The sequence below is a fragment of the Paracoccus gahaiensis genome (assembly GCF_005048225.1).
In the GTDB taxonomy this organism is placed as follows: Bacteria; Pseudomonadota; Alphaproteobacteria; order Rhodobacterales; family Rhodobacteraceae; genus Paracoccus; species Paracoccus gahaiensis.
Genome location: NZ_SUNI01000007.1, coordinates 92,372 through 115,658 on the forward strand (window position 1 = coordinate 92,372; position 23,287 = coordinate 115,658).

Genomic DNA, 23,287 nt, shown 5'->3' on the forward strand with positions numbered 1-23,287 from the left:
ACCGGGGGACGGCGGTCCCCCGGTGCCGGTGATGTCGGTCGCGGACACGGGGTTATTCGCCCTTCGTCACCTGGCGGTACATGACCGAGCTGATCGCCCCGCCGCTCCACCAGTTCTGGACGCCGTCGCCCATGCCGACCTGCTCGATGCGCTGGAACAGCGGCACGATGGGCGCCTCGGCCTGATACTGGCGCTGGATGTCCTGATACATCGCGGCGCGGGTGTCGGTGTCCTGTTCCAGGGTCGCGGCCACGGTGGCCTCGTTCATCTCGGCGGGCACCTCATAGGCGTTGCGCCAGGCCAGAAGGCCCACGGCGGCGGCCTCGTCACTGTTGTCGGGATTGTAGGCGAAGGTCGCGGCATTGGTGTTGGGGTCGGAGTAATCCGGGCCCCACTCGCCCAGGAAGATCGGCACCTCGCGGGCGCGATAGGCGTCCAGCACCTGCGCGCCGGTCATCTGCTCGATCTCCAGTGTCAGGCCGACCTGGCCCATCGCGGCCTGCAGGGTCTGCGCCACGTCGATATATTCGCGCAGGTCGCGCACGCGGGTGGTGATCGTGCCGCCCTCGATCCCCGCATCGGTCAGGATCTGGCGGGCCTTCTCGATGTCATAGGTCCAGGGCGTCTCGTCCAGCGCGCCCAGATAGCCGCGCGGCAGGAAGCTTTGATGAGTGACGAACTGGCCCTTGAGGAAGCTGTTCGTGATGCCCTCGTAATCGACCAGATGCTTCATCGCCTCGACCACGGCGGGGTTCGACAGCAGCTCGTCCTTCTGGTTCAGGCCCATGTAGAGGATGCGGCCGCGCGGTTCGTCCTGGATCGTCACCCCCTCGACCGAGGCGATGGATTCGACATCCGTGGGCGTCAGGTTGCGGGCCACGTCGATGTCGCCCTGTTCCAGCAGCAGCCGCTGCGCGCTGGATTCGGCGACGTTGCGCACGATCACGCGCTTCATCGTGGGCGCGCCCTGCCAGTAGTCCTCATAGGCGGTCAGCTGCACCTGCTCGTTGGGGCGCCAGGCGGCCAGCACATAGGCGCCGGACCCGGCCTCGTTGGTGTTCAGCCAGCCGTTGCCCAGATCGCCATCGGCCTCGTTGGCCATGACCGTCTCCATGTCGACCACGCTGGCGATGTTGGCGGTCAGGCAGTTCAGCACGAAGGACGGCGCATAGGGCTTGTCCATCGTCAGGGTCAGGGTGTTGCCCTCAGAGGTGATCATCTGGTCGACATTGTCGGCGGTGAAGCCGAACTGCGTCAGGATGAAGGCCGGGGTCTTGTCCAGCTTGACCGCGCGCTGCAGCGACCAGGCGGCATCCTCGGCCCGGACCGGATTGCCGGAATGGAAGGTCACGTCCTCGCGCAGGGTGAAGGTGATCGACAGCCCGTCCTCGGACACCTCCCAGCTTACCGCCAGGCTGGGCTGAAAGCCCGCCTCGGGGTCCAGCGGGTCGAAATCGACCAGCCGGTCATAGGTGTTGTTGTTCACGTCATTGCCCGAGAACTCGAAGCTTTGCGCCGGGTCCAGGCTGATGATGTCGTCGATCGTGTGGGCCACGACCAGCGTGTCGGCGGGCGTCTCGGCAAAGGCCGCAGGGGCGAAGGCCAGGGCCGAGGCCAGCAGCACGGCCCGCGAGGTCAGGTGGAATGTCATGTCGGTGATCCCTGATGGTGAACGGCCTCCGCTTGCTGCGGAGTTGCGCGATCTGCAGGTTGGCCCAAGCCCCGGCCCCTTGCAAGGGGGGCGATGCATGGCCCTGGGGTCCAGGCCGATGCGCACGGCATTATCCCGCCACCGCCGTTTCCGAAGGCAACGCGTCCCGCACCTAAAGTGACATGGTCGCCTTGACGGCCCGCAGCCAGGCGTCATAGCGGGCGTCGCGGTCGGCCGCCTCCATGTCGGGCGCGAAGCTGCGGTCCAGCACCCAGTCCTTGGCGAACCCTTCCTGATCGGGATAGATCCCCGGCCCCTGCCCCGCCAGCCAGGCAGCGCCCAAGGCCGTCGTCTCCAGCACGGCGGGCCGGTCGACGGGGGCGCCCAGGATGTCGGAGAGGAACTGCATCGCGTAATCGGACGCGCTCATGCCACCATCCACGCGCAGGGCGGTCTCGCCCTTGGGTTCCCAATCGGCCTTCATCGCCTCCAGAAGGTCGCGGGTCTGGAAGCCCACGCTTTCCAGTGCCGCGCGGGCCAGCTCCTCGGGCCCCGAATTGCGGGTCAGGCCAAAGATCGCCCCGCGGCTGTCGGGCGACCAATAGGGCGCCCCGAGGCCGGTGAAGGCCGGAACCAGGATCACCTGCTGGTCGGGATCGGCGCGTTCCGCCAGGGGCTGGGTTTCCTTGGCGTGGCGGATGATCTTCAGCCCGTCGCGCAGCCATTGCACGACCGCCCCCGCGATGAAGATCGAGCCCTCCAGCGCATAGGTGGGCTTGCCGTCCAGCTGATAGGCGATGGTCGTCAAAAGCCGCTTGGTCGAGGCCACGGGCTGGTCCCCGGTGTTCAGAAGCGCGAAGCAGCCGGTGCCATAGGTCGACTTGATCATGCCGGGCGTGAAGCAGGCCTGCCCCACGGTGGCGGCCTGCTGGTCGCCCGCCACCCCGGTGATCGGGATCGGACGCCCGAAGAGGTCGGGCCGCGTGGTGCCGAAATCATCCGCGCAATCCCTGACCTCGGGCAGCATCGACATGGGGATGTCGAACAGCTTGCAGATCGTCGCCGACCAGCGCCCCTTGTGGATGTCATAGAGCATCGTGCGCGCGGCGTTGGTGGCATCGGTCGCATGGACCTTACCGCCGGTCAGGTTCCAGATCAGCCAGGCGTCCACCGTGCCGAAGGCCAGATCACCGGCTTCGGCGCGGTCCCGGGCACCCTCCACATGGTCCAGGATCCACTTGACCTTGGTGGCCGAGAAATAGGGATCGACCAGCAGCCCGGTGCGGGCGGTGATCATCTCGGCATGGCCCCCGGCCTCCAGCTCACGGCAGAACTCGGCGGTGCGGCGGTCCTGCCAGACGATGGCGTTGTGGACGGGCTTGCCGGTCCTGCGGTCCCAGATCACCACCGTCTCGCGCTGGTTGGTGATGCCGATGGCCTCGATCCGGGGATTGCCGCATTTCTCGATGGCCGCGCGGCAGGTCGCGGCGGTGCTGGACCACAGGTCGCGCGGATCGTGTTCGACCCAGCCCGGGCGGGGGAAATGCTGGGGAAACTCCTCCTGCGCGCTGGCGCAGGGGTGCAGGTCGGCGTCGAAGATGATCGCCCGGGACGAGGTCGTGCCCTGGTCGATGGCAAGGATATGGGTCATGAGAAAGCTCCTCCGTTGGTCTCAAGAGGCGGCGGCGCGTCCGGGTTCCCGTGCCTGCCGCGCGGCCATCCAGTCCTCCAGCGCGGCGATCTGAGGCGCGTCCAGACGCAGGCCCAGCTTGCTGCGGCGCCAGACCACGTCCTCGGCCCGGCGGGCATATTCGCGGTCCATCAGCCAGATCACCTCGGCCTCGGTCAGCGTGGCGCCGAAATCGGCGCCTAGATCGGCGGGGGTCCGGGCGCCCTGCAGGATCGCCGCCGCTTCGGTCCCATAGGCGCGCACCAGGCGCAGCGCCCATCGCTCGGTCAGGAAGGGATGATCCGCCTGCAGCCGCGCCACCAGCGCACCCACCCCGTCCACCGGGAAATCCCCGCCGGGCAGCGAGGCCTCGCGCGTCCAGGGCCCGGGCAGGCTTGGGAAGACCGGCGCGATCTTCTGCAGCGCGGATTCCGCCAGCCGACGATAGGTGGTGATCTTGCCCCCGAAGACATTCAGCACCGGCGCCCCGCCCGTCCGGTCCAGCTTCAGTGTATAGTCGCGCGTGGCCGCCGAGGCGCTTTGCGCGCCGTCGTCATAGAGGGGCCGGACCCCGGAATAGGACCAGACCACGTCCTCCGCCGTCAGCTGGCGGCGGAAATACTGGTTGGCGAAATTCAGCAGGTAATCGCGTTCCTCGGGCGTGCAGTCGGGCTTGACGGAGGGGTCCTCGTGTTCGGCGTCCGTGGTGCCGATCAGCGTGAAGTCGGTCTCGTAGGGGATGGCGAAGATGATCCGCCCGTCGGTCCCCTGGAAGAAATAGCACTTGTCGTGATCGTAGAGCCTGCGCGTCACGATGTGGCTGCCGCGCACCAGCCGCACCCCGTCGGTCGCGTTCAGGCGCAGCGTGCCGCGGATGATCTCTCCGACCCAGGGGCCGGCGGCATTGACCAGCATGCGGGCGCGGTGCTGCCGCGTGGCGCCTTGGGCGTCGCGGGTGGTGACGATCCAGTGGTCGGCGTGGCGGTCGGCGGACAGGACCTTGGTGCCGACCATCACGGTCGCGCCCCGCGCCTCGGCATCGCGGGCGTTCAGCACGACCAGCCGCGAATCCTCGACCCAGCAGTCGGAATATTCATACGCGTGGTGAAACCGCTCCTGCAAGGGCGCGCCCTCGGGGGAGCCCTCCAGCGACAGGGTGCGCGTGCCGGGCAGGATCTTGCGCCCGCCCAGGGTATCGTAAAGGAACAGCCCCAGACGGATCAGCCAGGACGGACGGCGGCCCTTCATCCAGGGCATCACGATCCCCAGCAGCTTCGAGGTCGGCGTGTCCTGTTCGAACCGCATGTCGGGATGCCAGGGCAGCACGAAGCGCATCGGCCAGCTGATATGGGGCATGGCGCGCAGCAGCACCTCGCGTTCGATCAGCGCCTCGCGGACCAGCCGGAACTCGAAATATTCCAGATAGCGCAGGCCCCCGTGGAACAGCTTGGTCGAGGCGCTGGAGGTCGCCTGCGCCAGATCGCCCATCTCGGCCAGGGTCACCGACATTCCGCGCCCGGCGGCGTCGCGGGCGATCCCGCAGCCATTGATGCCGCCGCCAATCACGAACAGATCCACGGTCCCGTCTGCTTCCGTCACGCGCGCATTCCTTCGATTGGAGACGTCCTGTCTGGCAGAATTCGCGTCAAAAGGAAAGGGTTTTGGCTTCGGTTTTGTTCACATCCGGACCATGGCGAGAGGTCCGACAGGGGCGGCCGGCCGAGTATCGCGGTTCTGCGCTGTGCTCTGGTGGCCTCCGTCAGGGGAGATCCTGCCTGCCGCCGCCCCCAAACCGCGCAGGAACGAACATTCCCCGCCGCCCTCACACCGTCAGAGGCACCCGCTGCCGCCCCGCCGCATCGAAATTGGCGGAGTCCAGCCAGGCCTCATAGATGGGCCGCAGCCGCGCCCAGTCCCCGTCCGTCATTGCGAACCAGGCGGTGTCGCGGCTGGCGCCCTTGACGACCATGTGCTGGCGGAACACCCCCTCGGGGCGGAAGCCGAACCGCGTGGCCGCACGGATCGAGGGGGCGTTCAGCGCATTGCATTTCCATTCGAGCCGCCGATAGCCCAGGTCGAAGACATGGCGGGCGGTCAGAAACAGCGCCTCGGTCGCCATTCGGGTGCGCTGCAGCGCCGGGCCCCACATGATGCCGCCGATCTCGATCACGCCATGCGCGGTGTCGATGCGCATCAGCGCCTGCCGCCCCTCGGCGCGCCCGGTGGCACGGTCGATCACAGCGAAAACCAGCGGATCGTCGCTGCCCGAGACGCGGGCGATCCAGTCGTCGAACTCGTCCCGGCTTGCGGGAGGGGTCTCGAACAGCCAGCGGAAGCGATCGTCCTGCCCCGGCGCGGTCGCGGCCTCGTAGAGGGTCGCGGCGTGGTCCGGGCCCAGAGGCTCCAGCCGGACATAGCGTCCCTCGATCGCCGCGCATGGGGGGCGCGGGGCCCCGGTCCAGTCCGCCAGATCCACCTGCCGCCCCCATCCTTGATGCCGGCGGCCAGCAAAGCCCGGCGGGGGCGCAAAGTAAACACCCCTCCGGGACCGCCCGGCGCGCGGGCTGAGGATCAATCCGGCGGCGGGCACCCGGCAGGCGACGCGGCGTCGATCTCTTCGGCCACGAGCCGCTGCAGCGTCCAGATATAGGCGTCGTGGATGCCCAGCTCGGCCAGGCCCCGGGCGGTGCGCAGCAGGTATTCGGCGCCCGATCCCGCCGCCCCCGCCGCGCTCGCCAGCCTCTGCGCCTGCTGGGGCAGCGTCAGCCGCGCCATCGGCGTGTCGACCGGATCGGCATAGAAGGTCAGCGCCTGCTCGCGGCCCCGCGCCGTCTCGACCTCGATCCAGCAGGCGTTGGCGGCCAGCTCGTGGGCGACCAGCTCGCGTTTCAGGATGGCGCGCAGCGAGTCGCGTTCCGTTCCGGGGGCGATGTCCAGCACCAGCCCCTCGCAGCTGCCCCCCGAGGCCAGGGCCAGCATCAGCCCCGGCCGCTCGGGCGTGCCGCGGAAATGGTCGAGGCTGAGCGAGAAGTCGCGATGCCAGCCGATGGCCGTGGCGCGGCGGCGGTCCTGGACCTCGAAGCCGGGGTTCCAGATCAGCGAGCCATAGGCGAAGATCGGGATCGGGCGGGGCCGCCCCTGCGTCAGCCGGTCCGCCAGCGCGTCCAGATCGACCTCTTCCAGCAGCCGCCAGGCGGGGTCGTGGATCAGCCCCTCGGCGGGGGCGACGCGGGCGACATGGTCGTCGGACAGAACAAGCGGGATGGTCTGGGGCATGGGGGTCCTGCGGGATCGGGGGTCGGGTCCGATCTGGTCACCCGCGCGGCCGGGGTCAAGCGGCAACGGGTGGGAACCGCCCCTGCTGCCCGTTCGGCGCGCCGGGATCGCCGGGATCGGCACGGCAAAAGGCCGCCCGGCATCGATCCCGGGCGGCCTTTCGATGTCGCGGTCCGCAGGATCAGGCGGTGTAGCGGCCCGCCATCACCGACAGCGGCAGGGGACGCAGCTTGTCGGCCTGACCGGCGGTGCCGAAGGCCTCGAAGCGGTCCTTGCAGACCTGCGCCATCATCTGCATCGCGGGCTTGAGATACTTGCGCGGATCGAATTCGGACGGATCCTCGGTCAGCGTCTTGCGGATCGCCGCCGTCATCGCCAGCCGGTTGTCGGTGTCGATGTTGACCTTGCGCACACCGGACCGGATGCCGCGCTGGATCTCCTCGACCGGAACGCCCCAGGTCGGGCGGATCTCGCCGCCATGGCTGTTGATGATCTCCTGCAGATCCTCGGGGACCGAGGAGGACCCGTGCATCACCAGATGGGTGTTGGGCAGGCGCTTGTGGATCTCTTCGATCACATGCATGGCCAGGATGGCGCCGTCGGGCTTCCTGGTGAACTTGTAGGCGCCGTGGCTGGTGCCCATCGCGATGGCCAGAGCGTCCACGCCGGTATCCTTGACGAACTGCTCGGCCTCGGCGGGGTCGGTCAAGAGCTGGTCATGGCCCAGCTTCTCGGTGGCGCCGTGGCCGTCCTCCTGATCGCCCATGCCGGTCTCCAGGCTGCCCAGCACGCCCAGCTCTCCCTCGACCGACACGCCGCAGGCATGGGCCATCTCGGTCACGCGGCGGGTGATGTCGGCATTGTAGGCATAATCGGCGGGGGTCTTGCCATCGGCCTTCAGGCTGCCATCCATCATCACCGAGGTGAAGCCGTTCTGGATCGCGGTCGCGCAGGTCTCCATGCCGTTGCCATGGTCCAGATGCATGCAGATCGGGATGTCGGGATAGGCGCGGGCCAGCCCCTCGATCAGCCCCGCCAGGACCAGGTCGTTGGCATAGGCGCGCGCGCCCCGGCTGGCCTGCAGGATGACTGGCGAGCGGGTGGCTTCGGCGGCCTGCATCACCGCAAGGCCCTGCTCCATGTTGTTGATGTTGAAGGCGGGCACGGCATAGCCCTGCTCGGCGGCGTGATCCAGAAGCTGGCGGAGGGTGATCATGGCCATGGGGCGTTATCCTTTGCTGGCAAGGGCGTGGTGGATGGCGGCGACCTCGTCCGTCGCGCCGAAGATCAGGGGGGTCATGTCGTGCAGCCCGTCGGGCTGGCGGTCGAGGATCGGGCCGTGGCCGTCGGTCGCTTGCCCGCCCGCCTGCTCGATCAGGAAGGCGATGGGCACGCTTTCATAGATCAGCCGCAGGCGGCCCTGGGCATATCCGGGCCGGGCATCGGCAGGATACATGAACGCGCCGCCCTGCAGCAGGATGCGGTGCAATTCGCCCACGGCGGCGGCCAGCCAGCGCATGTTGAAATCGCGCCCGCGCGGCCCCTCGCGCCCGGCCCTCAGATCGCGCGCCCAGGCCTGCAGCCCCGGCGGCCAGTGCCGCTCGTTCGAGGCGTTGTAGGCGATGGTGGACGAGCTGGGCCTCAGGCGCAGGTCCTGCTGGGCGACGCGGAAGGCCGAGACCTGCGCGTCCCAGGTGGCCACATGGACGCCCGCGCCGGTGGACCAGCCGAAATCGACCGAATGGCCGAACGAGCCATAGCCCGCCGCCACCACATGCCGCCCCGGGCGCCGGAAGCCCCGCGGATCGGCGGGCAGGACGCTGAACAGCATCCCCAGGGGCGCGCCGATGCCGATGCTGCCCGACCCGTCGATCGGGTCGATGGCCACGTCGAAGGCGCCCTCTGGGTCCAGCAGGATGACCTCTTCGGCCTCCTCCGACAGGACCTGCCGGACGCCCGCGTCGCGCAGCACGGCGATCATGTGGTCATGCGCCGCGACATCCAGCGCCTTCTGCTTGTCGCCGCTGTCATTGATGCCGACGATCGCCTCGGGATCGCCATGCAGCCGCCCCGCCGCCAGACGCGCGGCCAGCGGCGGCAGCGCCTCGGCGATGGCGCGCACGATGGCCGAGGGGCCGCCGGCGTCCAGCACCTCGGCCAGCAGCGGGCCGGTGGCGGCCCCGTCATTGGGCAAGCGCAGCATCAGGTCTTGGAATACTTGGCACCGACCGCGTCGATGGCGTCCACGTTCCCGGCGGACTTGCCGCCGGCGTCGAAGTTCATCGTCTCGGCCAGCCAGGCATCGGCGATGGTCTTGGCGACCTCGGCCCCGATGACGCGGGCGCCCATGGTGATGATCTGGGCGTTGTTCGACAGCGCGGCGCGTTCCGCCGAATAGGTGTCATGCGTCAGCGCGGCGCGGATGCCCGGCACCTTGTTGGCCGCGATGCAGACCCCGATGCCGGTGCCGCAGACCAGGATCGCGCGGTCATAGGTGCCATCGACGACCTGCGAGGCCACCCGGTCCGACAGGCCCGCATAGAAGGCGTCGGGGCCCGCATCGGTGCGGCTGATCTGGGACACCTCGAAGCGGTCCTTCAGGTGATCGGCCAGAACCTTGGCCAGGCCTTCGCCCGCGCTGTCGCCTGCAATTGCCAGTCTCATGCGTCATCTCCGATGGTTGCGGCGCAGCGCGCCAGAATGTCCAGATAGCCGGCCACGTCCCAGGCCGAGCGTCCGATGAACAGCCCGTCCACATGCGGGCAGGCGATCAGCTCGGCACAATTGCCGGGATTAACCGACCCGCCATAGAGGCAGGGGATGCGCCGCCCCAGCACGTCCCGCGCGACGGCGATGATCTCGGCCTGCCGCGCATCGGCATAATCCGAGGTCGCCGGGATGCCGTTGGCGCCGATGGCCCAGACCGGCTCGTAGGCCAGGAGGATCGGGGCGTCGGACCCGGCCACCGGCTGCAATGCGCCGCGGACCTGGGTTTCCAGCACCTCCTGCGCGCGGCCCGCCTCGCGTTCCGCCAGGGTCTCGCCGATGCAGATCAGCGGGATCAGGCCGTGACGGATGGCGGCGGCGGTCTTCAGGCCCACCGTCTCGTCCGTCTCGCCGAAATGCTCGCGGCGTTCGCTGTGGCCCAGCTCGACCATGTCCAGGCCGCAATCGGTCAGCATCACCGGGCTGATCTCTCCGGTCCAGGCGCCGGCGTCGTCCCAATGCATGTTCTGCGCGCCGACCTTGACGTCGCTGCCCGCCAGCATCTGGGCCACCTCGCGGCAGGCGGTGAAGGGCGGGATCACGAAGCGCCGGATGCGCGGATCGCCCGGGGCACCCGCCAGCCCTTCGGCAAAGGCGCGGGCCTCGGCCAGGGTCTTGTTCATCTTCCAACTGGTGCCGATCCAGAAGTCGGTCATGTCAGGGGCTCCTTCGGCTCGGGGGCGATGGTCAGCGCGATCCCCGCCCGGTCGATCGCGGCGCGATCCTCGGGCGCGGGGGGCGCGTCGGTGATGATGGCATCGAATTCCGTCAGGTCGGCCAGCATGTGCAGCGCGCTGCGCCCGAAGCGGGCATGGTTGACCAGCAGCACGCTCTTCTCGGCCGCCTGCATCATGGCCCGCTTGGCGCGCACCGCGTCGTCGTCCATGTGAAAGGCCTGCAGCCCGGCCACGGCGGGGGTCGAGATGAAGGCCAGATCCGCCCGCAGCCCGGCCAGCGCGTCCTCGGTCACCATGCCGAAGAAGCCGTTGAACTTGGCGCTGTAGATCCCGCCAAGCGCGATCAGCGTGACGCGGGGGGCGTCCTTCAGCCGGTCGATGACGGCGGCGTTGTTGGTGATGACGGTCAGGGGCGCCCGGTCGGTCAGCCGCGCGCCCAGGAGCGCCGCCATCGAGCCGTCATTGACCATCACGGTCATCCCCGGCTCGACCAGGTCCAGCGCGGCGCGGGCCATGCGGGCCTTGGCCTCGCCATCCTGCAGCTCTCGGATGCGGAAATCGCTTTCGAACTGGGTGCCCGCCTCGATCGTGGCGCCGCCCCGGACCTTGCGCAGCAGGCCCGCCTGTTCCAGATCGTCCAGATCGCGGTGAATCGTCATGCGACTGACAGCAAAGCGCAACGCAAGATCGTCAAGATCGACGGCACGCGCCGCGACCAGCTGATCCATGATCGCCTGCCTGCGTTCTTCGCGCTTCACCGGTTCCTCCCCTTTGTCCGCCCCGGTCATAACATGGGAAACCCACATAACAACACCTTTGTTGTGACTTTGTGATTTATTCTTGTGATGAGCCGCGCGACGCGGTATGGCTTTTTGCAAAGGAGGATCCCATGCCCTTAGACACGCCCAAAGACCCCGCCCTGGCCGCCAAGGCCGATCTGGACCCGCAGAATTTCGCGCTGGCGAACTGCATCCGTGCGCTGACCATCGACGCGGTGAATGCCGCGAATTCCGGCCATCCCGGCGCGCCCATGGGCATGGCCGATGCCGCCACGGTGCTGTTCCGCAACCACCTGAAATTCGACGCTTTGAACCCCGACTGGCCCGACCGCGACCGCTTCGTGCTGTCGAACGGCCATGCCTCGATGCTGCTCTACAGCCTCCTGCACCTGACCGGCTACGAGGACATGACGCTGGAGCAGGTCAAGAACTTCCGCCAATGGGGCGCGATCACCGCCGGCCATCCGGAATACGGCCATGCCAAGGGGATCGAGACGACGACCGGCCCCTTGGGTCAGGGCATCGCCACCGCCGTGGGCATGGCGCTGGCCGAACGCGCGCTGGCCGGGGAATTCGGCGCCGATCTGGTCGATCACCACACCTATGTAATGCTAGGCGACGGCTGCCTGCAGGAGGGCATCGGGCAAGAGGCGATCAGCCTTGCGGGCCATCTGGGCCTGGGCAAGCTGATCGTCCTTTATGACGACAATTCGATCACCATCGACGGGCCGACCTCGATCAGCTTCTCCGAGGACGTGCCCGCCCGCCTGGCCGCCTGCGGCTGGCATGTGCAGACCTGCGACGGCCATGACGGCAAGGCGCTGGATGCCGCCATCACGGCGGCCAAGGCCGAGACGGGCAAGCCCTCGCTGATCGCGATGAAGACCATCATCGGCTTCGGCTCGCCCAACCGGGCGGGCAGCTATTCGGTGCATGGCGCCCCCTTGGGCCAGGACGAGGGCGCGCTGACCAAGGAGGCGCTTGGCTGGGCCTCCGAGCCCTTCGCCATCCCCGAGGATCTGGGTGCCGAATGGCGCAAGATCGGCACGCGCGGTGCGGACGCCCGTGCTGCATGGGAGGAGCGGCTGGCCGCATCCGACCATCGCGAGGCGCTGACCGCGCGCCTGACCGGCGAGCTGCCCGAGGGCTATGAGGCCGCCGTGGCCGACGCCCGCAAGGCATTGTTCGACGCGCCCAAGAAGGCCGCGACCCGCAAGGCCAGCCAGATGGCGCTGGAGGCGCTGGCCCCGGCCCTGCCCGCGATGATCGGCGGATCGGCGGATCTGACCGGGTCGAACCTGACCCGCGTCAAGGCGGTGGACAGCCAGTACACCCGCGACGCGCCGGGCCGCTATATCGGCTACGGGGTGCGCGAGTTCGGCATGGCCGCCGCGATGAACGGCATCAACCTGCATGGCGGCTTCATCGCCTATGGCGGCACCTTCCTGGTCTTCTCGGACTATGCCCGCAACGCGATCCGCCTGTCGGCGCTGATGGGAGTGGGCACGATCTATGTCATGACCCATGACAGCATCGGCCTGGGCGAGGATGGCCCCACGCACCAGCCGATCGAGCATCTGGCCAGCTTGCGCGCGATCCCCGGCCTGACGGTCCTGCGCCCCGCCGATGTGATCGAGACGCTGGAGGCCTGGGACATCGCCATCCGCGCCCGCGACGTGCCGTCCCTGCTGGCGCTGTCGCGTCAGGACGTGCCGCAGCTGCGTCTGGAGCCGGGGACCGAGAACCTGACCGCCAAGGGCGCCTATGTGATCCGGCAGTTCGGAGAGGGCCGCGACGTGACCTTGATCGCCACCGGCACCGAGGTCGCCATCGCTGTCACGGCCGCCGAGGCGCTGTCGGCCGAGGGCCTGTCCGTGGCCGTCGTCTCCATGCCCAGCTGGGAGCTGTTCGATGCCCAGCCCGCCGACTACCGGGCCGAGGTTCTGGGCACCGCCCCGCGCATCGCGATCGAGGCGGCGGGCAAGTTCGGCTGGACGCGCTATGTCGCCTCCGAGGATGACGTGATCGGGATGACCGGCTTTGGCGCCTCGGCGCCCATCGACCGGCTCTATGCCGAGTTCGGCATCACCTCGGACGCGATCGTGGCCCGCGCCAAGGCGCTGACCAACCGCTGATCCCGTCGCGGTTCCCTGCGCGCGCATCGCGCGCGTGGGGCCCAGTGGCAACGACCGGGCCGGGGTTTCCCCGGCCCGTCCCTTTTCAGCTGTGGCCCGAAGGCGGAACGGCACCGCCCGGGGCACGGCCTTTCCGCGCCCCGGCGTCATGCAGACCTCAGGCCGCGTCGGCGCGGCCCAGATCGGCGAGGCGCGCGCGCGCCCCGATCATCTGCGCCACGGCCCGGGCGGCCTCGGCGCCCTTCTCGATGAAATGCGCGCGATAGAAGCCGGTCAGCAGTTCGGTTTCCTGATAGTGGTGCGGCGTCAGCGAGACCGAGAAGACGGGCACGCCCGTCTCCAGCCCCGCCTGCATCAGGCCCGACACTACGGCCTGCGCCACAAAATCGTGGCGGTAGATGCCGCCATCGACCACCAGGGCGGCGGCGACCACCGCGTCATAGCGGCCGGTCTGCGCCAGTTGCTTGGCCAGAAGCGGCATCTCGAACGCGCCGGGCACGTCCCAAGGATCAATCTGCGCGCCGGGCATCAGCCGGGCGGCCTCGGCCAGGAAGCCCTCATGCGCGCGGTCCACGACATCGGCGTGCCAGCGGGCCCTGATGAAGGCGATACGGGGGAATGTGGTCATCGGTCAGGAACCTTACGTGTGAATTGCGTCAGGTCCCAAGGCATGCACCACGCCCGGGCGCTTGGGGGCGCCTCGGTCGCGGTTCTCTTCCATCCGGACTATACCGTCGGCCCCGGAATTTCACCGGATCTGCTGACCCCTTTCCGAGGAAAGGGCGCTCGCGGGCTGTGACCGCCGGTGGGGAATTGCACCCCGCCCTGAGAACCCGTCCAAGATAGCCCCTGCTTGCTCCCGCGCCAAGGGGCACGCGACGTCAAAGGTGATCAGAGCGGGTCGATGTCGCCCTGCGCGCGGGTGGCGTGGAACTCCGCCACGAAGGCGTCCAGCCGGCCCGCCGCGATCGCGTCGCGCAGGCCCGCCATGAGCTGCTGGTAGTAATGCAGGTTGTGCCAGGTCAGCAGCATGCCGCTGATCATCTCCTTCGCGCGGAAGACATGGTGCAGATAGGCGCGGGAATAGCCGGTGCAGCAGGGGCAGGTGCAATCCTCGTCCAGGGGGCGCGGGTCGTCCTGGTGGCGGGCGTTCTTGATGTTGACCTGGCCCCGCGGGGTCCACGCCTGCCCGGTGCGCCCGGATCGCGAGGGCAGCACGCAATCCATCATGTCGATGCCGCGCTGCACCGCCCCCACGATGTCGTCGGGCTTGCCCACGCCCATCAGGTAGCGCGGCTTGTCCACGGGCAGCAGGCCCGGGGCATAGTCGAGGACGCCGAACATCGCCTCCTGCCCCTCGCCCACGGCGAGGCCCCCCACGGCATAGCCGTCAAAGCCGATGCCGGTCAGCGCCTCGGCCGATTCCGCGCGCAGGTCCGGCGTCACGCCGCCCTGCATGATCCCGAAGAGCGCATGGCCGGGGCGGTCGCCGAAGGCGTCTCGCGAGCGCTGCGCCCACCGCATCGACAGGCGCATGGAGGCGGCCACCGCCTCGTCCGTGGCGGGCAGCGCGGGGCATTCGTCGAAGGCCATCACGATGTCGCTGCCCAGCAGCGCCTGGATCTGCATGCTGGTTTCGGGGCTGAGGAAATGCTTGGACCCGTCGACATGGCTGGAGAAGGTCACGCCCTTTTCGGTCAGCTTGCGCAGGCCCGCCAGGCTCATGACCTGGAAGCCGCCCGAATCGGTCAGGATGGGCCGGTCCCAGTTCATGAAGCGGTGCAGCCCGCCCATGCGCGCCACCCGCTCGGCCCCGGGGCGCAGCATCAGGTGATAGGTGTTGCCCAGAAGGATGTCGGCCCCGGTCGCGGCCACGCTTTCGGGCAGCATCGCCTTTACGGTCGCCGCCGTGCCGACCGGCATGAAGGCCGGGGTGCGGATCTGCCCGCGCGGCGTGTCGATGACGCCGCTGCGGGCACCCCCGTCGGTGGCGGTCAGGGAGAAGGAAAAGGGCGTGGTCATCATCAAGCCTGCGATCGGGAACCGGGCGCTTGTAGCCCTGCGGAACCTGCGGCGCAATGCGGGCCACCACTGGACCACGGCCCCCTGGTGCCCTATATAATCGGTCGGAATTGAAGGATGACGCGATGACCGAACCCCTGATGGAAGGCGCCCCGCTGATCGCGCCCTCGACCACCGATCACCCGCTCTACGAGCCGATCGTCGAGGCCTGCAAGACGGTCTACGACCCCGAGATCCCGGTGAACATCCACGATCTGGGCCTGATCTATACGGTCGAGATCAACGATGCTTCCGAGGTGCGGGTCATCATGACGCTGACCGCCCCGGGCTGTCCGGTCGCGGGCGAGATGCCGGGCTGGGTCGCGGATGCCGTCGAGGCGGTGCCCGGCGTCAAGCAGGTCGATGTCGAAATGACGTTCCAGCCGCAATGGGGCATGGACATGATGTCCGACGAGGCGCGTCTGGAACTGGGCTTCATGTAGAACGCTGCGCGCGGGCGGATCGGTCGCAGGGGGCTGTCCGCCCCCCGGTCGCCTGCGGCGCCCTCCCCCCGAGGGTATTTGCACAAAGAAGAAGCGGCAGGGCGGGCTTGAAGGACTGGGCCCCGCATGCCTATCTTGAGGCCAGCCCCGAAAGGATCATGTCCATGTTCGCCATCCCCGGCACGCCCCCCGTCTCGATCACGCCTGCTGCCGCCGCACAGATCGCGCGGCTGATGGCCGGCAAGGAGGCCTATGGCCTGCGGATCGGCCTGAAGAAGGGCGGCTGTGCGGGCATGGAATACACGATGGAGCTGGCCGCGACCCCTGCCCCCAACGAGGAGGTGGTCGAACTGGACGGCGCCCGCGTGATGATCGCGCCGATGGCGCAGATGTTCCTGTTCGGCACCGAGATCGATTACGAGACCGGCCTGCTGGAATCCGGCTTCCGCTTTCGCAATCCCAATGTCACCGACAGCTGCGGCTGCGGCGAATCCGTCCGCTTCGAGCCGATCGAGGGCAGCCGCGCGCAAAGCTGACCGTCTGGCAGCGCTACCAATGTTGCACCCCTGCGGCGGGCTGTCTAAGCCCGTCCGAAAAGGGAGGCATGGATGGCACCGCGCAAACTGGCTGCAGGCAATTGGAAGATGAACGGGGATCTGGCCACGCTGGCCCAGATCAACGCGATGGCCGGGGCGGTCAGGGGCGCATCCTGCGACGTCTTGATCTGCCCCCCGGCGCTGCTGGTTCCGGCACTGGTCGCCAAGGGCGTGGTGCGGGTCGGCGGGCAGGATTGCCATGCCGAGGCCTCGGGCGCGCATACCGGCGACATCTCGGCCGCGATGCTGCGCGATGCCGGCGCGACCCATGTCATCCTGGGCCATTCCGAGCGTCGGGCCGATCACCACGAGACTGACGACGTCGTCCGCGCCAAGGCCCGTGCCGCCCATCAGGCGGGGCTGGTTGCCATCATCTGCCTGGGCGAGACCGGGGACCAGCGCGACGCCGGGCAGACGCTGGAGGTCATCGCGGCGCAACTGGCGGGCTCGGTCCCCGAGGGCGCCACGGCCGCGAACACCGTCATCGCCTATGAGCCGGTCTGGGCCATCGGCACGGGGCGCACGCCCACGACCGGGCAGATCGCCGAGGTCCATGCCCGTCTGCGCGCGGATCTGTCGGCGCGGCTGCCGGACGGAGCCGAGGTCAGCCTGCTGTACGGTGGCAGCGTCAAGGGCGCCAATGCGGCCGAGATCTTCGCGATCCCCCATGTCGATGGGGCGCTGGTCGGCGGGGCCAGCCTGACGGCCGGGGATTTCCTGCCGATCGTCACCGCCCTGGACGCGGCCTAGGCGATTTTCGCCATTGCGCCGCCCCGGCGGGACCGGTAATCAGGCGGCACAGGCACCCGTAGCTCAGCTGGATAGAGCGCTGCCCTCCGAAGGCAGAGGTCACTGGTTCGAATCCAGTCGGGTGCACCAATCACGACATTCTCTTGTGCGGATCGCGCTGTGCATCCCTCACCGCCGGGTGGATGTGCCTGGATCATGTCACGCCCCGATGAACTCGCGGACGAATTCTGTGGCCGGTCTGGCGCGGATGTCGGCGGGTTTGCCGATCTGCTCGATGCGGCCCATGGACATGACGACGACCAGATCGGCCAGCTCCATGGCCTCGTCCTGGTCGTGGGTGACGAAGATCGAGGTGAGGCCGGTCTCGTCATGGATGTCGCGCAGGCCCTGGCGCAGTTCCTTGCGGACCTTGGCATCCAGCGCGCCGAAGGGCTCGTCCAGCAGCAGCATGCGGGGCTCGATGGCAAGGGCGCGTGCCAGGGCCACGCGCTGGCGCTGGCCGCCGGAGAGTTGCGTCGGATAGCGGGCGGCGATCTGGGGCAGCTGGATCAGGTCCAGGAGTTTCAGCACGCGGCGGTCGATCTCGGCCTTGTTGGGACGGCTGGCGCGCGGGCGGGCGTTGAGGCCATAGGCGATGTTGTCGAAGACCGTCATGTGGCGGAAGAGGGCATAGCTCTGGAAGACGAAGCCTGCGCGACGCTCCTGCACCGACAGGCCGGTGGCGTCCTGACTGTTGAAGAGCACCCGCCCCGAGGTCGGGAACTCGAGTCCGCCCAGGATACGCAGCAGCGTGGTCTTGCCCGAACCCGAGGGCCCCAGCAGCGCCACAAGCGCGCCCGAGGGGATGGACAGCGACACCGGGTGCAGCGCGGTGGTAGTGCCGAATTCCTTGGCGATCTCGTCGATCTGGATATGCATGGGGGTCCCTTTCCTCAATGGCGGCGGGTGGCCGAGAGGGCGTCGGCGTGACGCAGCTCCAGCGCGGTTTTCAGCAGAAGCGTCAGCAGGGCGAAACCGGTCAGCAGGGCGGCCATCGAGAAGGCCGCGACCGAGAGGTATTCGTTGTAGAACATCTCGATGGTGATCGGCATGGTCGCGGTCTGGCCGCGGATCTTGCCCGAGACGACCGCGACGGCGCCGAATTCGCCCATCGCGCGGGCGGTGCAGAGCAGCGTGCCATAGAGCAGCGCCCACCGGATGTTGGGCAGGGTCACGGTGCGGAAGACCCGCCAGCCGGTGGCGCCGAGGGTCAGGGCGGCCTCTTCCTCGGCGCGGCCCTGTTCGATCATCACCGGGATCAGCTCGCGCGCCACGAAGGGAAAGGTCACGAAGACGGTGGCCAGAACGATGCCGGGCACGGCGAAGACGATCGGATGGCCGCTGGCCACCAGCCAGCCGCCGAGCGCGGAATTGGCGCCGAAGAGCAGCACGATGCACAGGCCCGCTACGACCGGGCTAATGCTGAAGGGCAGGTCGATCAGGGTGATCAGGAAGGCCTTGCCGCGAAAGTCGAACTTGGTGATGAACCAGGCGGCGGCGATCCCGAAGACCGCGTTCAGCGGCACGGCGATGGCGGTGATCAGCAGGGTGAGGCGGATGGCCGATTGGGCGTCCCGGCTGGCCAGGCTGGCCACGGCGGCGCCCCAGCCCTGCATCAGCGCCTCGGCGAAGACGGCGGCCAGCGGCGCGCCGACCAGCAGCGCTAGGCCGCCTGTCGCGATGGCGATCAGCGCCCCCCGGGCGGCAGGGGATTCCTCGGTCGCGGACCTGAAGCGCGGCGCCGTGGCCGCAGGACGGGCCTGCATCTTGGGCAGGGTGGCGTCAGACATGACCAATCCTTTTGCGTGACCAGATCTGGATGAGATTGATGAAGAGAAGCATCGTGAAGCTGATCGCCAGCATGGCGAGGCCGATCGCTCCGGCGGCGTCGTAATTGTATTCCTCCAGCTGGATGACGATCAGCAGGGGTGCGATTTCCGTGCGCAGCGGGATGTTGCCGGCGATGAAGATGACCGAGCCGTATTCGCCGACCGCGCGGGCCAGCGACAGCGCGAAGCCGGTCAGCGCGGCGGGCATCAGCATCGGCGCGATGACATGGCGCAGGGTGTGGCTACGCGAGGCACCCAGGGTGGCGGAGGCCTCCTCGACCTCGGTCTCGATCTCCTCGATGACCGGCTGGACGGTGCGGGTGACGAAGGGCAGGCCCACGAAGACCAGCGCCAGGAAGATGCCCCATCGGGTATAGGCGATCTGCCAACCGATCTGGTCGGTGAGCCCCCCCAGCACGCCGTTCGGGGCATAGAGCGCGGTCAGCGCGATGCCCGCCACCGCCGTGGGCAGGGCGAAGGGCAGGTCGACGGCCGCGTCGATGATCCGGCGGCCGGGAAAGCGGTAGCGGACCAGCACCCAGGCCAGGATCACGCCGAAGACCAGATTGAAGCAGGCGGCCAGGAAGGACAGGCGGAAGGACAGCCAGAGCGCCGCCCAGACCCGGTCGCGGTTGATGGTGGCCCAGATGTTGGACAGGCCGAAGTTCGCGCCCTGCCACAGCAGCGCGCCGATGGGCAGGGCCACCACCAGCGTCAGCATGAAAAAGGTGATCCCGGCCGAAAGGCCCAGTCCGGGCATCGCCGTGCGCTGGATCAGGGGCGCGCGGCTCATGGCGCCACGTAGATCTGGTCGAAGATGCCGCCATCGCCGAAATGCTCGGGCTGCAGCTTGGCCCATCCGCCCAGATCGTCGATGCCGACCAGATCGAGATCCGGAAAGCGGGCCACGTCCTCGGGGTCGGCGGCGCTGGCGTCCCAGGCCCGGTAGTAATGCTTGAAGGCCAGCGCCTGCCCCTCGGGGGTGTAGAGATAGTCCAGATAGGCGGTGGCCAGCTCGCGCTGTGCGTCGTCGGCGATATTGCCCTCGACCAGCGCCACGGGCGGTTCGGCCAGGATCGAGAGGCTGGGGACGACGATGTCGAACTGATCCTCGCCCAGTTCGGCCAGCGCCAGATAGGCCTCGTTCTCCCATGCCAGCAGCACGTCGCCGATGCCGCGCTGCGCGAAGGTGGTGGTCGCGCCACGCGCGCCGGTGTCCAGAACCGGGACATTGGCGAAGAGCTGGCCCACGAACTCGGCCGGGTCGCGGTCATTGGCCTCGGCCCAGGCCCAGGCCGCGAGATAGTTCCAGCGCGCGCCGCCGCTGGTCTTGGGGTTCGGGGTGATCACCTCGACCCCCTCCGCGGTCAGGTCGCCCCAATCGGCGATGCCCTTGGGATTGGTGTCGCGCACCAGGAACACGATGGTCGAGGTATAGGGGCTGGAATTGTGCGGCAGCTTCGACTGCCAGTCCGTGGGCAGCTTGCCGGTCGTGGCGATCTGGTCGATGTCGCTGGCCAGCGCCAGCGTCACCACCTGGGCGGCCAGCCCGTCGATCACGGACCGCGCCTGCGCGCCCGAGCCGCCATGGCTGGTCTCGATCCCGGGGGCCTCATGGCCCTGTTCGGCCCAATGCGCCGCGAAGGCCTCATTGACCTCGCGATACAGCTCGCGGGTGGGGTCGTAGCTGACATTCAGCAGGGTGGTCTGGGCCTGCGCGGCAGAGGCCAGGGTGAGACAGGCAAGCGGGATCAGGCGGAAGAGGGTCATGGGGCAGATCCTTGTGGTGGGGCCGAGGGGGGCGCTGCCCCCGCCGCGCAGGCGCGACTCCCCCGGGATATTTCGGCCAAGATGAAGGGGCGGGGTGGTCAGATGCCGGTCGGGGTCAGCCGGGCGATGGGCCAGCCGGTCAGCGTGCCGCGCCCGGTCGAGATGGTGATGCGCCCGTCGGGATGCTGGGCCACGCGGGGGCCCTGCGCGCTGGAGCGGGAGCCGGTCTGGATGGTGACGATGGTCATGGCGGGATGTCCTGCAGAAGGGGTCGGGGGGATGTCAGATGAGGGGCGTACCGGGCAGCGGTCGGATGCCGCTGTCCTGGATCCGGGCGCTGCCGCCAGCGGGAAGGTCCAAGGCAGCCAAGGCGGGGCCGCGGCTGGCGGCGGTCAGCGCCGCGCCGTTCACGCGATGCGGGCAGCCCATGCGGCGGTCGATCAGGGTGATCGCGCAGAGTGGTCGGGGGGTCCGGATGGTCTGGTGCAGGCTCATCTGTCGTCCTTTCCTTTGGGTCGCGGTCCAGCAACTGCGCCGGCTCCTTAATAACGACAGGGAAAGTCGTGTTTATCAAGAAAATAAAAACGGCTGATTTAGTCGTGTTTATGGAAGATCGTTCTCCGTAAGGGTTGGGCCATGACCCCGCGCCGGGACGGCATGCCCCTGTTCCGGCTTGGCAAAGAGGACGGCCTCAGGCCCTCCGAGGTGCCGCCGTCACGCCAGAGGGGCCGCCCGGCGGCATCTCACCCGAACCGCGATCAGGCCCCAGTGAGCTGGGTCGCGACCTCGTCCGAGCCCAGCATGTCGGCCAGGCTGAGCGATTCGATGAGGATCAGGTAGGACCAGAACACCTCGGAAAACACCCGGCGCAGGCGGCAGCTCGCCTCGTCGGTGCAATCCTCGCAGCGCTGATAGGCGCGGCGCGAGAGGCAGGGCAGCGGCGCAATAGGCCCGTCGATCAGCCGCAGCAGCTCTGAGATCGACACCTCCTCGGGGCGCTTGATCAGGCTGTAGCCCCCCGAGCGCCCCCGGATGGAGGCGACGATGCCGGCATTGCGCACCTCGAGCAGGATCTGTTCCAGGAAGCGCTTGGGGGTGCCGGAGCGCTTGGCGATGGCCTCGATGGTCAGCGCCTCGGGGCGCTCGCGGCGGGCCTCGTCGCCCAGCACAAGCAGGGCTTTCAGCGCGTATTTCATCTTCTGCGTGATCATCGCGCGCGCCCCGGATGCCATGGTGTCATCCGGCTATAAGGCATATCGCCCGCGCGCGAAAGAAAAGACGACATGGCGGCGCGGGTTTTGCCGGGACCGGGGCGCAGGGGCGACGGGCCACCAAATAACGACAATAGCGGTAGACTTTATATTTTATTACGGCATCCTGCGGGGGAAAGGAATCGCCCCGATGACTCATCCCGCACCCCTCCCTGCCCCTCTGGACCTGATCGACCGCAAGATCGTCGCATCGTTGATGGAGGATGCGACCACCCCCATCGCCCGGATCGCCGACAAGGTCGGCCTGTCCCAGACCCCCTGCTGGAAGCGCATCCAGAAGCTGGAGGCCGCCGGCGTGCTGACCCGCCGCGTGGCGCTGGCCGACCCGGCCAAGCTGGGCTTCGGGCTGACCGTCTTCGTGGGCATCGAGGCGGCCGATCACGGCACCGACTGGCGCGAGGCCTTCGCCCGCGCGCTGGACGCCCTGCCCGAAGTGATGGAGGCCTGGCGCATGGCCGGCGATATCGACTATCTGCTGCGCGTCGTGGTGCCCGACATGGCCGCCTTCACCCGCGTCTACAAGGCGCTGACCGATGCGGTGGCGATCAGGAACGTCACCTCGCATTTCGCCATCGACACCCTGCGCCACACGACCGCCTATCCCGTCAACACCCGCGACCGGTAGAACCCCGTTCTCTTTCGGAGGCGATCTTTGGACTCGCAATACACGACCAACCCTGTAGGGTTATAGGTGAATAACCTGACGACCTGGAGGATCCCATGTTCGACATTCAGACCGAAGCCTATCTGCGCCGCAGCCAGGCGAACCAGACCGCCACCGGCGCCGCGCCGATCATCCCCGTGGCCATCGCCACCAGCCTGGTGCTGTGGGTGACGGGGCTGCTCATTGCGTTCTGATCTGTGCCGCTGAAGACCTGTTTTCCCTCACCTGCACGACAAAGCTCGCAGCTATACGCTCGACGAGGAGATGAAGATGACCAAGACCCTGATCGTCCCCGGCCTCGACGGCTCGCCCTCGCCCCATTGGCAGGACTGGTGGGCCCGCACCGATCCGAACGCGATGCTGCTGGACATGGGCGACACCACCTGCCCCGTCCGCGAACTGTGGGAGGCGACGCTGGCCGTCCATGTCATGACCCATCCCGACTGCATCCTAGTCGGCCATTCGCTCGGCGCGGTCACCATTGCCCATCTGCTGGCGCGCTGGCCGGGACTGCGGGTGCGCGCCGCCCTGCTGGTCGCCCCGGCCGACCCGCTCTCCGCCACCCCCTTGTCCTCGGAGCGCATCCGCTGCTTCGGCGCCCTGCCGCGCGAGCGCTTCGATGTGCCGACGCTGGTCGTGGCCAGCCGCAACGACCCGTGGATGAGCTTCGACACCAGCCGCGATCTGGCCGAAAGCTGGGGGGCGGAGCTCTATGACCTGGGCCATGCCGGGCATGTCGACGCCGCCTCGGGCTTCGGTCCCTGGCCCGGGGGCAAGCGGATGCGCGATGCGCTGCTGGCGCAGACCCGCCCCCGCTCGGTCCTGCGCCGCATCTTTGGGGGACCCGCCCCCCAGCCATCTTGGCTGCGCCTGACGGCGTGATCCCCGACATCCCAATGCCGGCTCGGGCG

General features: G+C 68.5%; 26 protein-coding genes, 1 tRNA gene and 1 riboswitch. Of the genes, 8 read left to right on the forward strand and 19 right to left on the reverse strand.

The window, feature by feature from the left end:
* Positions 1-52: 52 nt before the first annotated feature.
* From FA743_RS10065 to FA743_RS10110, 10 genes are all read right to left on the reverse strand, one after another.
* The gene (locus FA743_RS10065) at positions 53-1,651 is read right to left on the reverse strand and encodes an ABC transporter substrate-binding protein (protein ID WP_136885976.1); all 1,599 of its coding nucleotides are present in this window, start codon (positions 1,649-1,651) and stop codon (positions 53-55) included.
* Between the two features lie 172 nt (positions 1,652-1,823).
* On the reverse strand, positions 1,824-3,302 hold the full coding sequence (gene glpK, locus FA743_RS10070; RefSeq protein WP_136885977.1) for a glycerol kinase GlpK: 1,479 nt from the start codon (positions 3,300-3,302) through the stop codon (positions 1,824-1,826).
* Positions 3,303-3,323: 21 nt separating this feature from the next.
* On the reverse strand, positions 3,324-4,919 hold the full coding sequence (gene glpD / locus FA743_RS10075) for a glycerol-3-phosphate dehydrogenase (protein ID WP_136885978.1): 1,596 nt from the start codon (positions 4,917-4,919) through the stop codon (positions 3,324-3,326).
* A gap of 223 nt (positions 4,920-5,142) precedes the next feature.
* Positions 5,143-5,796, reverse strand: a complete 654-nt coding sequence (locus FA743_RS10080) for a GNAT family N-acetyltransferase (RefSeq protein ID WP_136885979.1) — start codon at positions 5,794-5,796, stop codon at positions 5,143-5,145.
* A 95-nt stretch (positions 5,797-5,891) separates the two neighbouring features.
* Positions 5,892-6,596: a gamma-glutamylcyclotransferase gene (locus tag FA743_RS10085; RefSeq protein WP_136885980.1), complete on the reverse strand. Its 705-nt coding sequence runs from the start codon at positions 6,594-6,596 to the stop codon at positions 5,892-5,894.
* A 181-nt stretch (positions 6,597-6,777) separates the two neighbouring features.
* On the reverse strand, positions 6,778-7,818 hold the full coding sequence (fba, locus tag FA743_RS10090; RefSeq protein WP_136885981.1) for a class II fructose-bisphosphate aldolase: 1,041 nt from the start codon (positions 7,816-7,818) through the stop codon (positions 6,778-6,780).
* Positions 7,819-7,824: 6 nt separating this feature from the next.
* Positions 7,825-8,799, reverse strand: coding sequence for a class 1 fructose-bisphosphatase (locus FA743_RS10095; RefSeq protein ID WP_136885982.1), 975 nt, complete (start codon positions 8,797-8,799; stop codon positions 7,825-7,827).
* A complete protein-coding gene (gene derI, locus FA743_RS10100) occupies positions 8,799-9,260 on the reverse strand; it encodes a D-erythrulose-4-phosphate isomerase (RefSeq protein WP_136885983.1) in 462 nt (153 codons plus the stop codon). The genes FA743_RS10095 and derI overlap by 1 nt, the downstream gene beginning before the upstream one ends.
* A complete protein-coding gene (locus FA743_RS10105; RefSeq protein WP_136885984.1) occupies positions 9,257-10,018 on the reverse strand; it encodes a triose-phosphate isomerase in 762 nt (253 codons plus the stop codon). The genes derI and FA743_RS10105 overlap by 4 nt, the downstream gene beginning before the upstream one ends.
* Positions 10,015-10,797: a DeoR/GlpR family DNA-binding transcription regulator gene (locus tag FA743_RS10110; protein WP_136885985.1), complete on the reverse strand. Its 783-nt coding sequence runs from the start codon at positions 10,795-10,797 to the stop codon at positions 10,015-10,017. The genes FA743_RS10105 and FA743_RS10110 overlap by 4 nt, the downstream gene beginning before the upstream one ends.
* A gap of 131 nt (positions 10,798-10,928) precedes the next feature.
* Here FA743_RS10110 and tkt point away from each other — a divergent pair, with 131 nt between their 5' ends.
* Complete coding sequence (tkt, locus tag FA743_RS10115) at positions 10,929-12,953, forward strand: transketolase (RefSeq protein ID WP_136885986.1); 2,025 nt, start codon at positions 10,929-10,931, stop codon at positions 12,951-12,953.
* A 157-nt stretch (positions 12,954-13,110) separates the two neighbouring features.
* Here the strand turns inward: tkt and FA743_RS10120 are convergent, their stop codons facing one another.
* Entirely contained in the window at positions 13,111-13,581 is a 471-nt protein-coding gene (locus tag FA743_RS10120; protein ID WP_136885987.1) for a 6,7-dimethyl-8-ribityllumazine synthase, read from the reverse strand.
* A 77-nt stretch (positions 13,582-13,658) separates the two neighbouring features.
* A riboswitch (FMN riboswitch) is annotated at positions 13,659-13,790 on the reverse strand.
* 54 nt (positions 13,791-13,844) lie between these two features.
* Positions 13,845-14,975 (reverse strand): tRNA guanosine(34) transglycosylase Tgt, encoded by a 1,131-nt coding sequence (gene tgt, locus FA743_RS10125; protein ID WP_136885988.1) that lies wholly within the window; start codon positions 14,973-14,975, stop codon positions 13,845-13,847.
* A gap of 125 nt (positions 14,976-15,100) precedes the next feature.
* On the opposite strand from tgt, the gene FA743_RS10130 reads away from it, so the two are divergent.
* The 4 genes from FA743_RS10130 to FA743_RS10145 all read left to right on the forward strand — a co-directional run bounded on the left by FA743_RS10130 (position 15,101) and on the right by FA743_RS10145 (position 16,932).
* On the forward strand, positions 15,101-15,457 hold the full coding sequence (locus FA743_RS10130; RefSeq protein ID WP_136885989.1) for an SUF system Fe-S cluster assembly protein: 357 nt from the start codon (positions 15,101-15,103) through the stop codon (positions 15,455-15,457).
* Between the two features lie 164 nt (positions 15,458-15,621).
* On the forward strand, positions 15,622-15,993 hold the full coding sequence (locus tag FA743_RS10135) for a HesB/IscA family protein (RefSeq protein WP_136885990.1): 372 nt from the start codon (positions 15,622-15,624) through the stop codon (positions 15,991-15,993).
* A 72-nt stretch (positions 15,994-16,065) separates the two neighbouring features.
* Positions 16,066-16,803 (forward strand): triose-phosphate isomerase, encoded by a 738-nt coding sequence (gene tpiA / locus FA743_RS10140; RefSeq protein ID WP_136885991.1) that lies wholly within the window; start codon positions 16,066-16,068, stop codon positions 16,801-16,803.
* 52 nt (positions 16,804-16,855) lie between these two features.
* Positions 16,856-16,932: transfer RNA gene (locus FA743_RS10145), tRNA-Arg, on the forward strand.
* 69 nt (positions 16,933-17,001) lie between these two features.
* Here the strand turns inward: FA743_RS10145 and FA743_RS10150 are convergent.
* From FA743_RS10150 to FA743_RS10175, 7 genes are all read right to left on the reverse strand, one after another.
* Positions 17,002-17,721, reverse strand: coding sequence for a sulfate/molybdate ABC transporter ATP-binding protein (locus FA743_RS10150; RefSeq protein WP_136885992.1), 720 nt, complete (start codon positions 17,719-17,721; stop codon positions 17,002-17,004).
* A 14-nt stretch (positions 17,722-17,735) separates the two neighbouring features.
* Positions 17,736-18,608 (reverse strand): sulfate ABC transporter permease subunit CysW, encoded by an 873-nt coding sequence (gene cysW / locus FA743_RS10155; RefSeq protein ID WP_136886031.1) that lies wholly within the window; start codon positions 18,606-18,608, stop codon positions 17,736-17,738.
* Positions 18,609-18,624: 16 nt separating this feature from the next.
* Positions 18,625-19,464 (reverse strand): sulfate ABC transporter permease subunit CysT, encoded by an 840-nt coding sequence (gene cysT, locus FA743_RS10160; RefSeq protein WP_136885993.1) that lies wholly within the window; start codon positions 19,462-19,464, stop codon positions 18,625-18,627.
* A complete protein-coding gene (locus tag FA743_RS10165; protein WP_136885994.1) occupies positions 19,461-20,441 on the reverse strand; it encodes a sulfate ABC transporter substrate-binding protein in 981 nt (326 codons plus the stop codon). Before FA743_RS10165 ends, cysT begins: the two co-directional genes overlap by 4 nt.
* A 98-nt stretch (positions 20,442-20,539) precedes the next feature.
* Positions 20,540-20,689 (reverse strand): hypothetical protein, encoded by a 150-nt coding sequence (locus FA743_RS20295; RefSeq protein ID WP_169308841.1) that lies wholly within the window; start codon positions 20,687-20,689, stop codon positions 20,540-20,542.
* A gap of 34 nt (positions 20,690-20,723) precedes the next feature.
* Positions 20,724-20,936 carry a hypothetical protein gene (locus FA743_RS10170; protein WP_136885995.1) on the reverse strand — a complete coding sequence of 71 codons (213 nt, stop codon included), beginning with the start codon at positions 20,934-20,936 and terminating at the stop codon, positions 20,724-20,726.
* Between the two features lie 263 nt (positions 20,937-21,199).
* Positions 21,200-21,652 carry an RrF2 family transcriptional regulator gene (locus FA743_RS10175; RefSeq protein WP_136885996.1) on the reverse strand — a complete coding sequence of 151 codons (453 nt, stop codon included), beginning with the start codon at positions 21,650-21,652 and terminating at the stop codon, positions 21,200-21,202.
* A 190-nt stretch (positions 21,653-21,842) separates the two neighbouring features.
* On the opposite strand from FA743_RS10175, the gene FA743_RS10180 reads away from it, so the two are divergent.
* From FA743_RS10180 to FA743_RS10185, 3 genes are all read left to right on the forward strand, one after another.
* On the forward strand, positions 21,843-22,337 hold the full coding sequence (locus tag FA743_RS10180) for an Lrp/AsnC family transcriptional regulator (RefSeq protein ID WP_136885997.1): 495 nt from the start codon (positions 21,843-21,845) through the stop codon (positions 22,335-22,337).
* A 95-nt stretch (positions 22,338-22,432) separates the two neighbouring features.
* Complete coding sequence (locus tag FA743_RS20300) at positions 22,433-22,570, forward strand: hypothetical protein (RefSeq protein ID WP_169308842.1); 138 nt, start codon at positions 22,433-22,435, stop codon at positions 22,568-22,570.
* Positions 22,571-22,646: 76 nt separating this feature from the next.
* On the forward strand, positions 22,647-23,258 hold the full coding sequence (locus FA743_RS10185) for an RBBP9/YdeN family alpha/beta hydrolase (protein ID WP_136885998.1): 612 nt from the start codon (positions 22,647-22,649) through the stop codon (positions 23,256-23,258).
* Positions 23,259-23,287 lie beyond the last annotated feature (29 nt).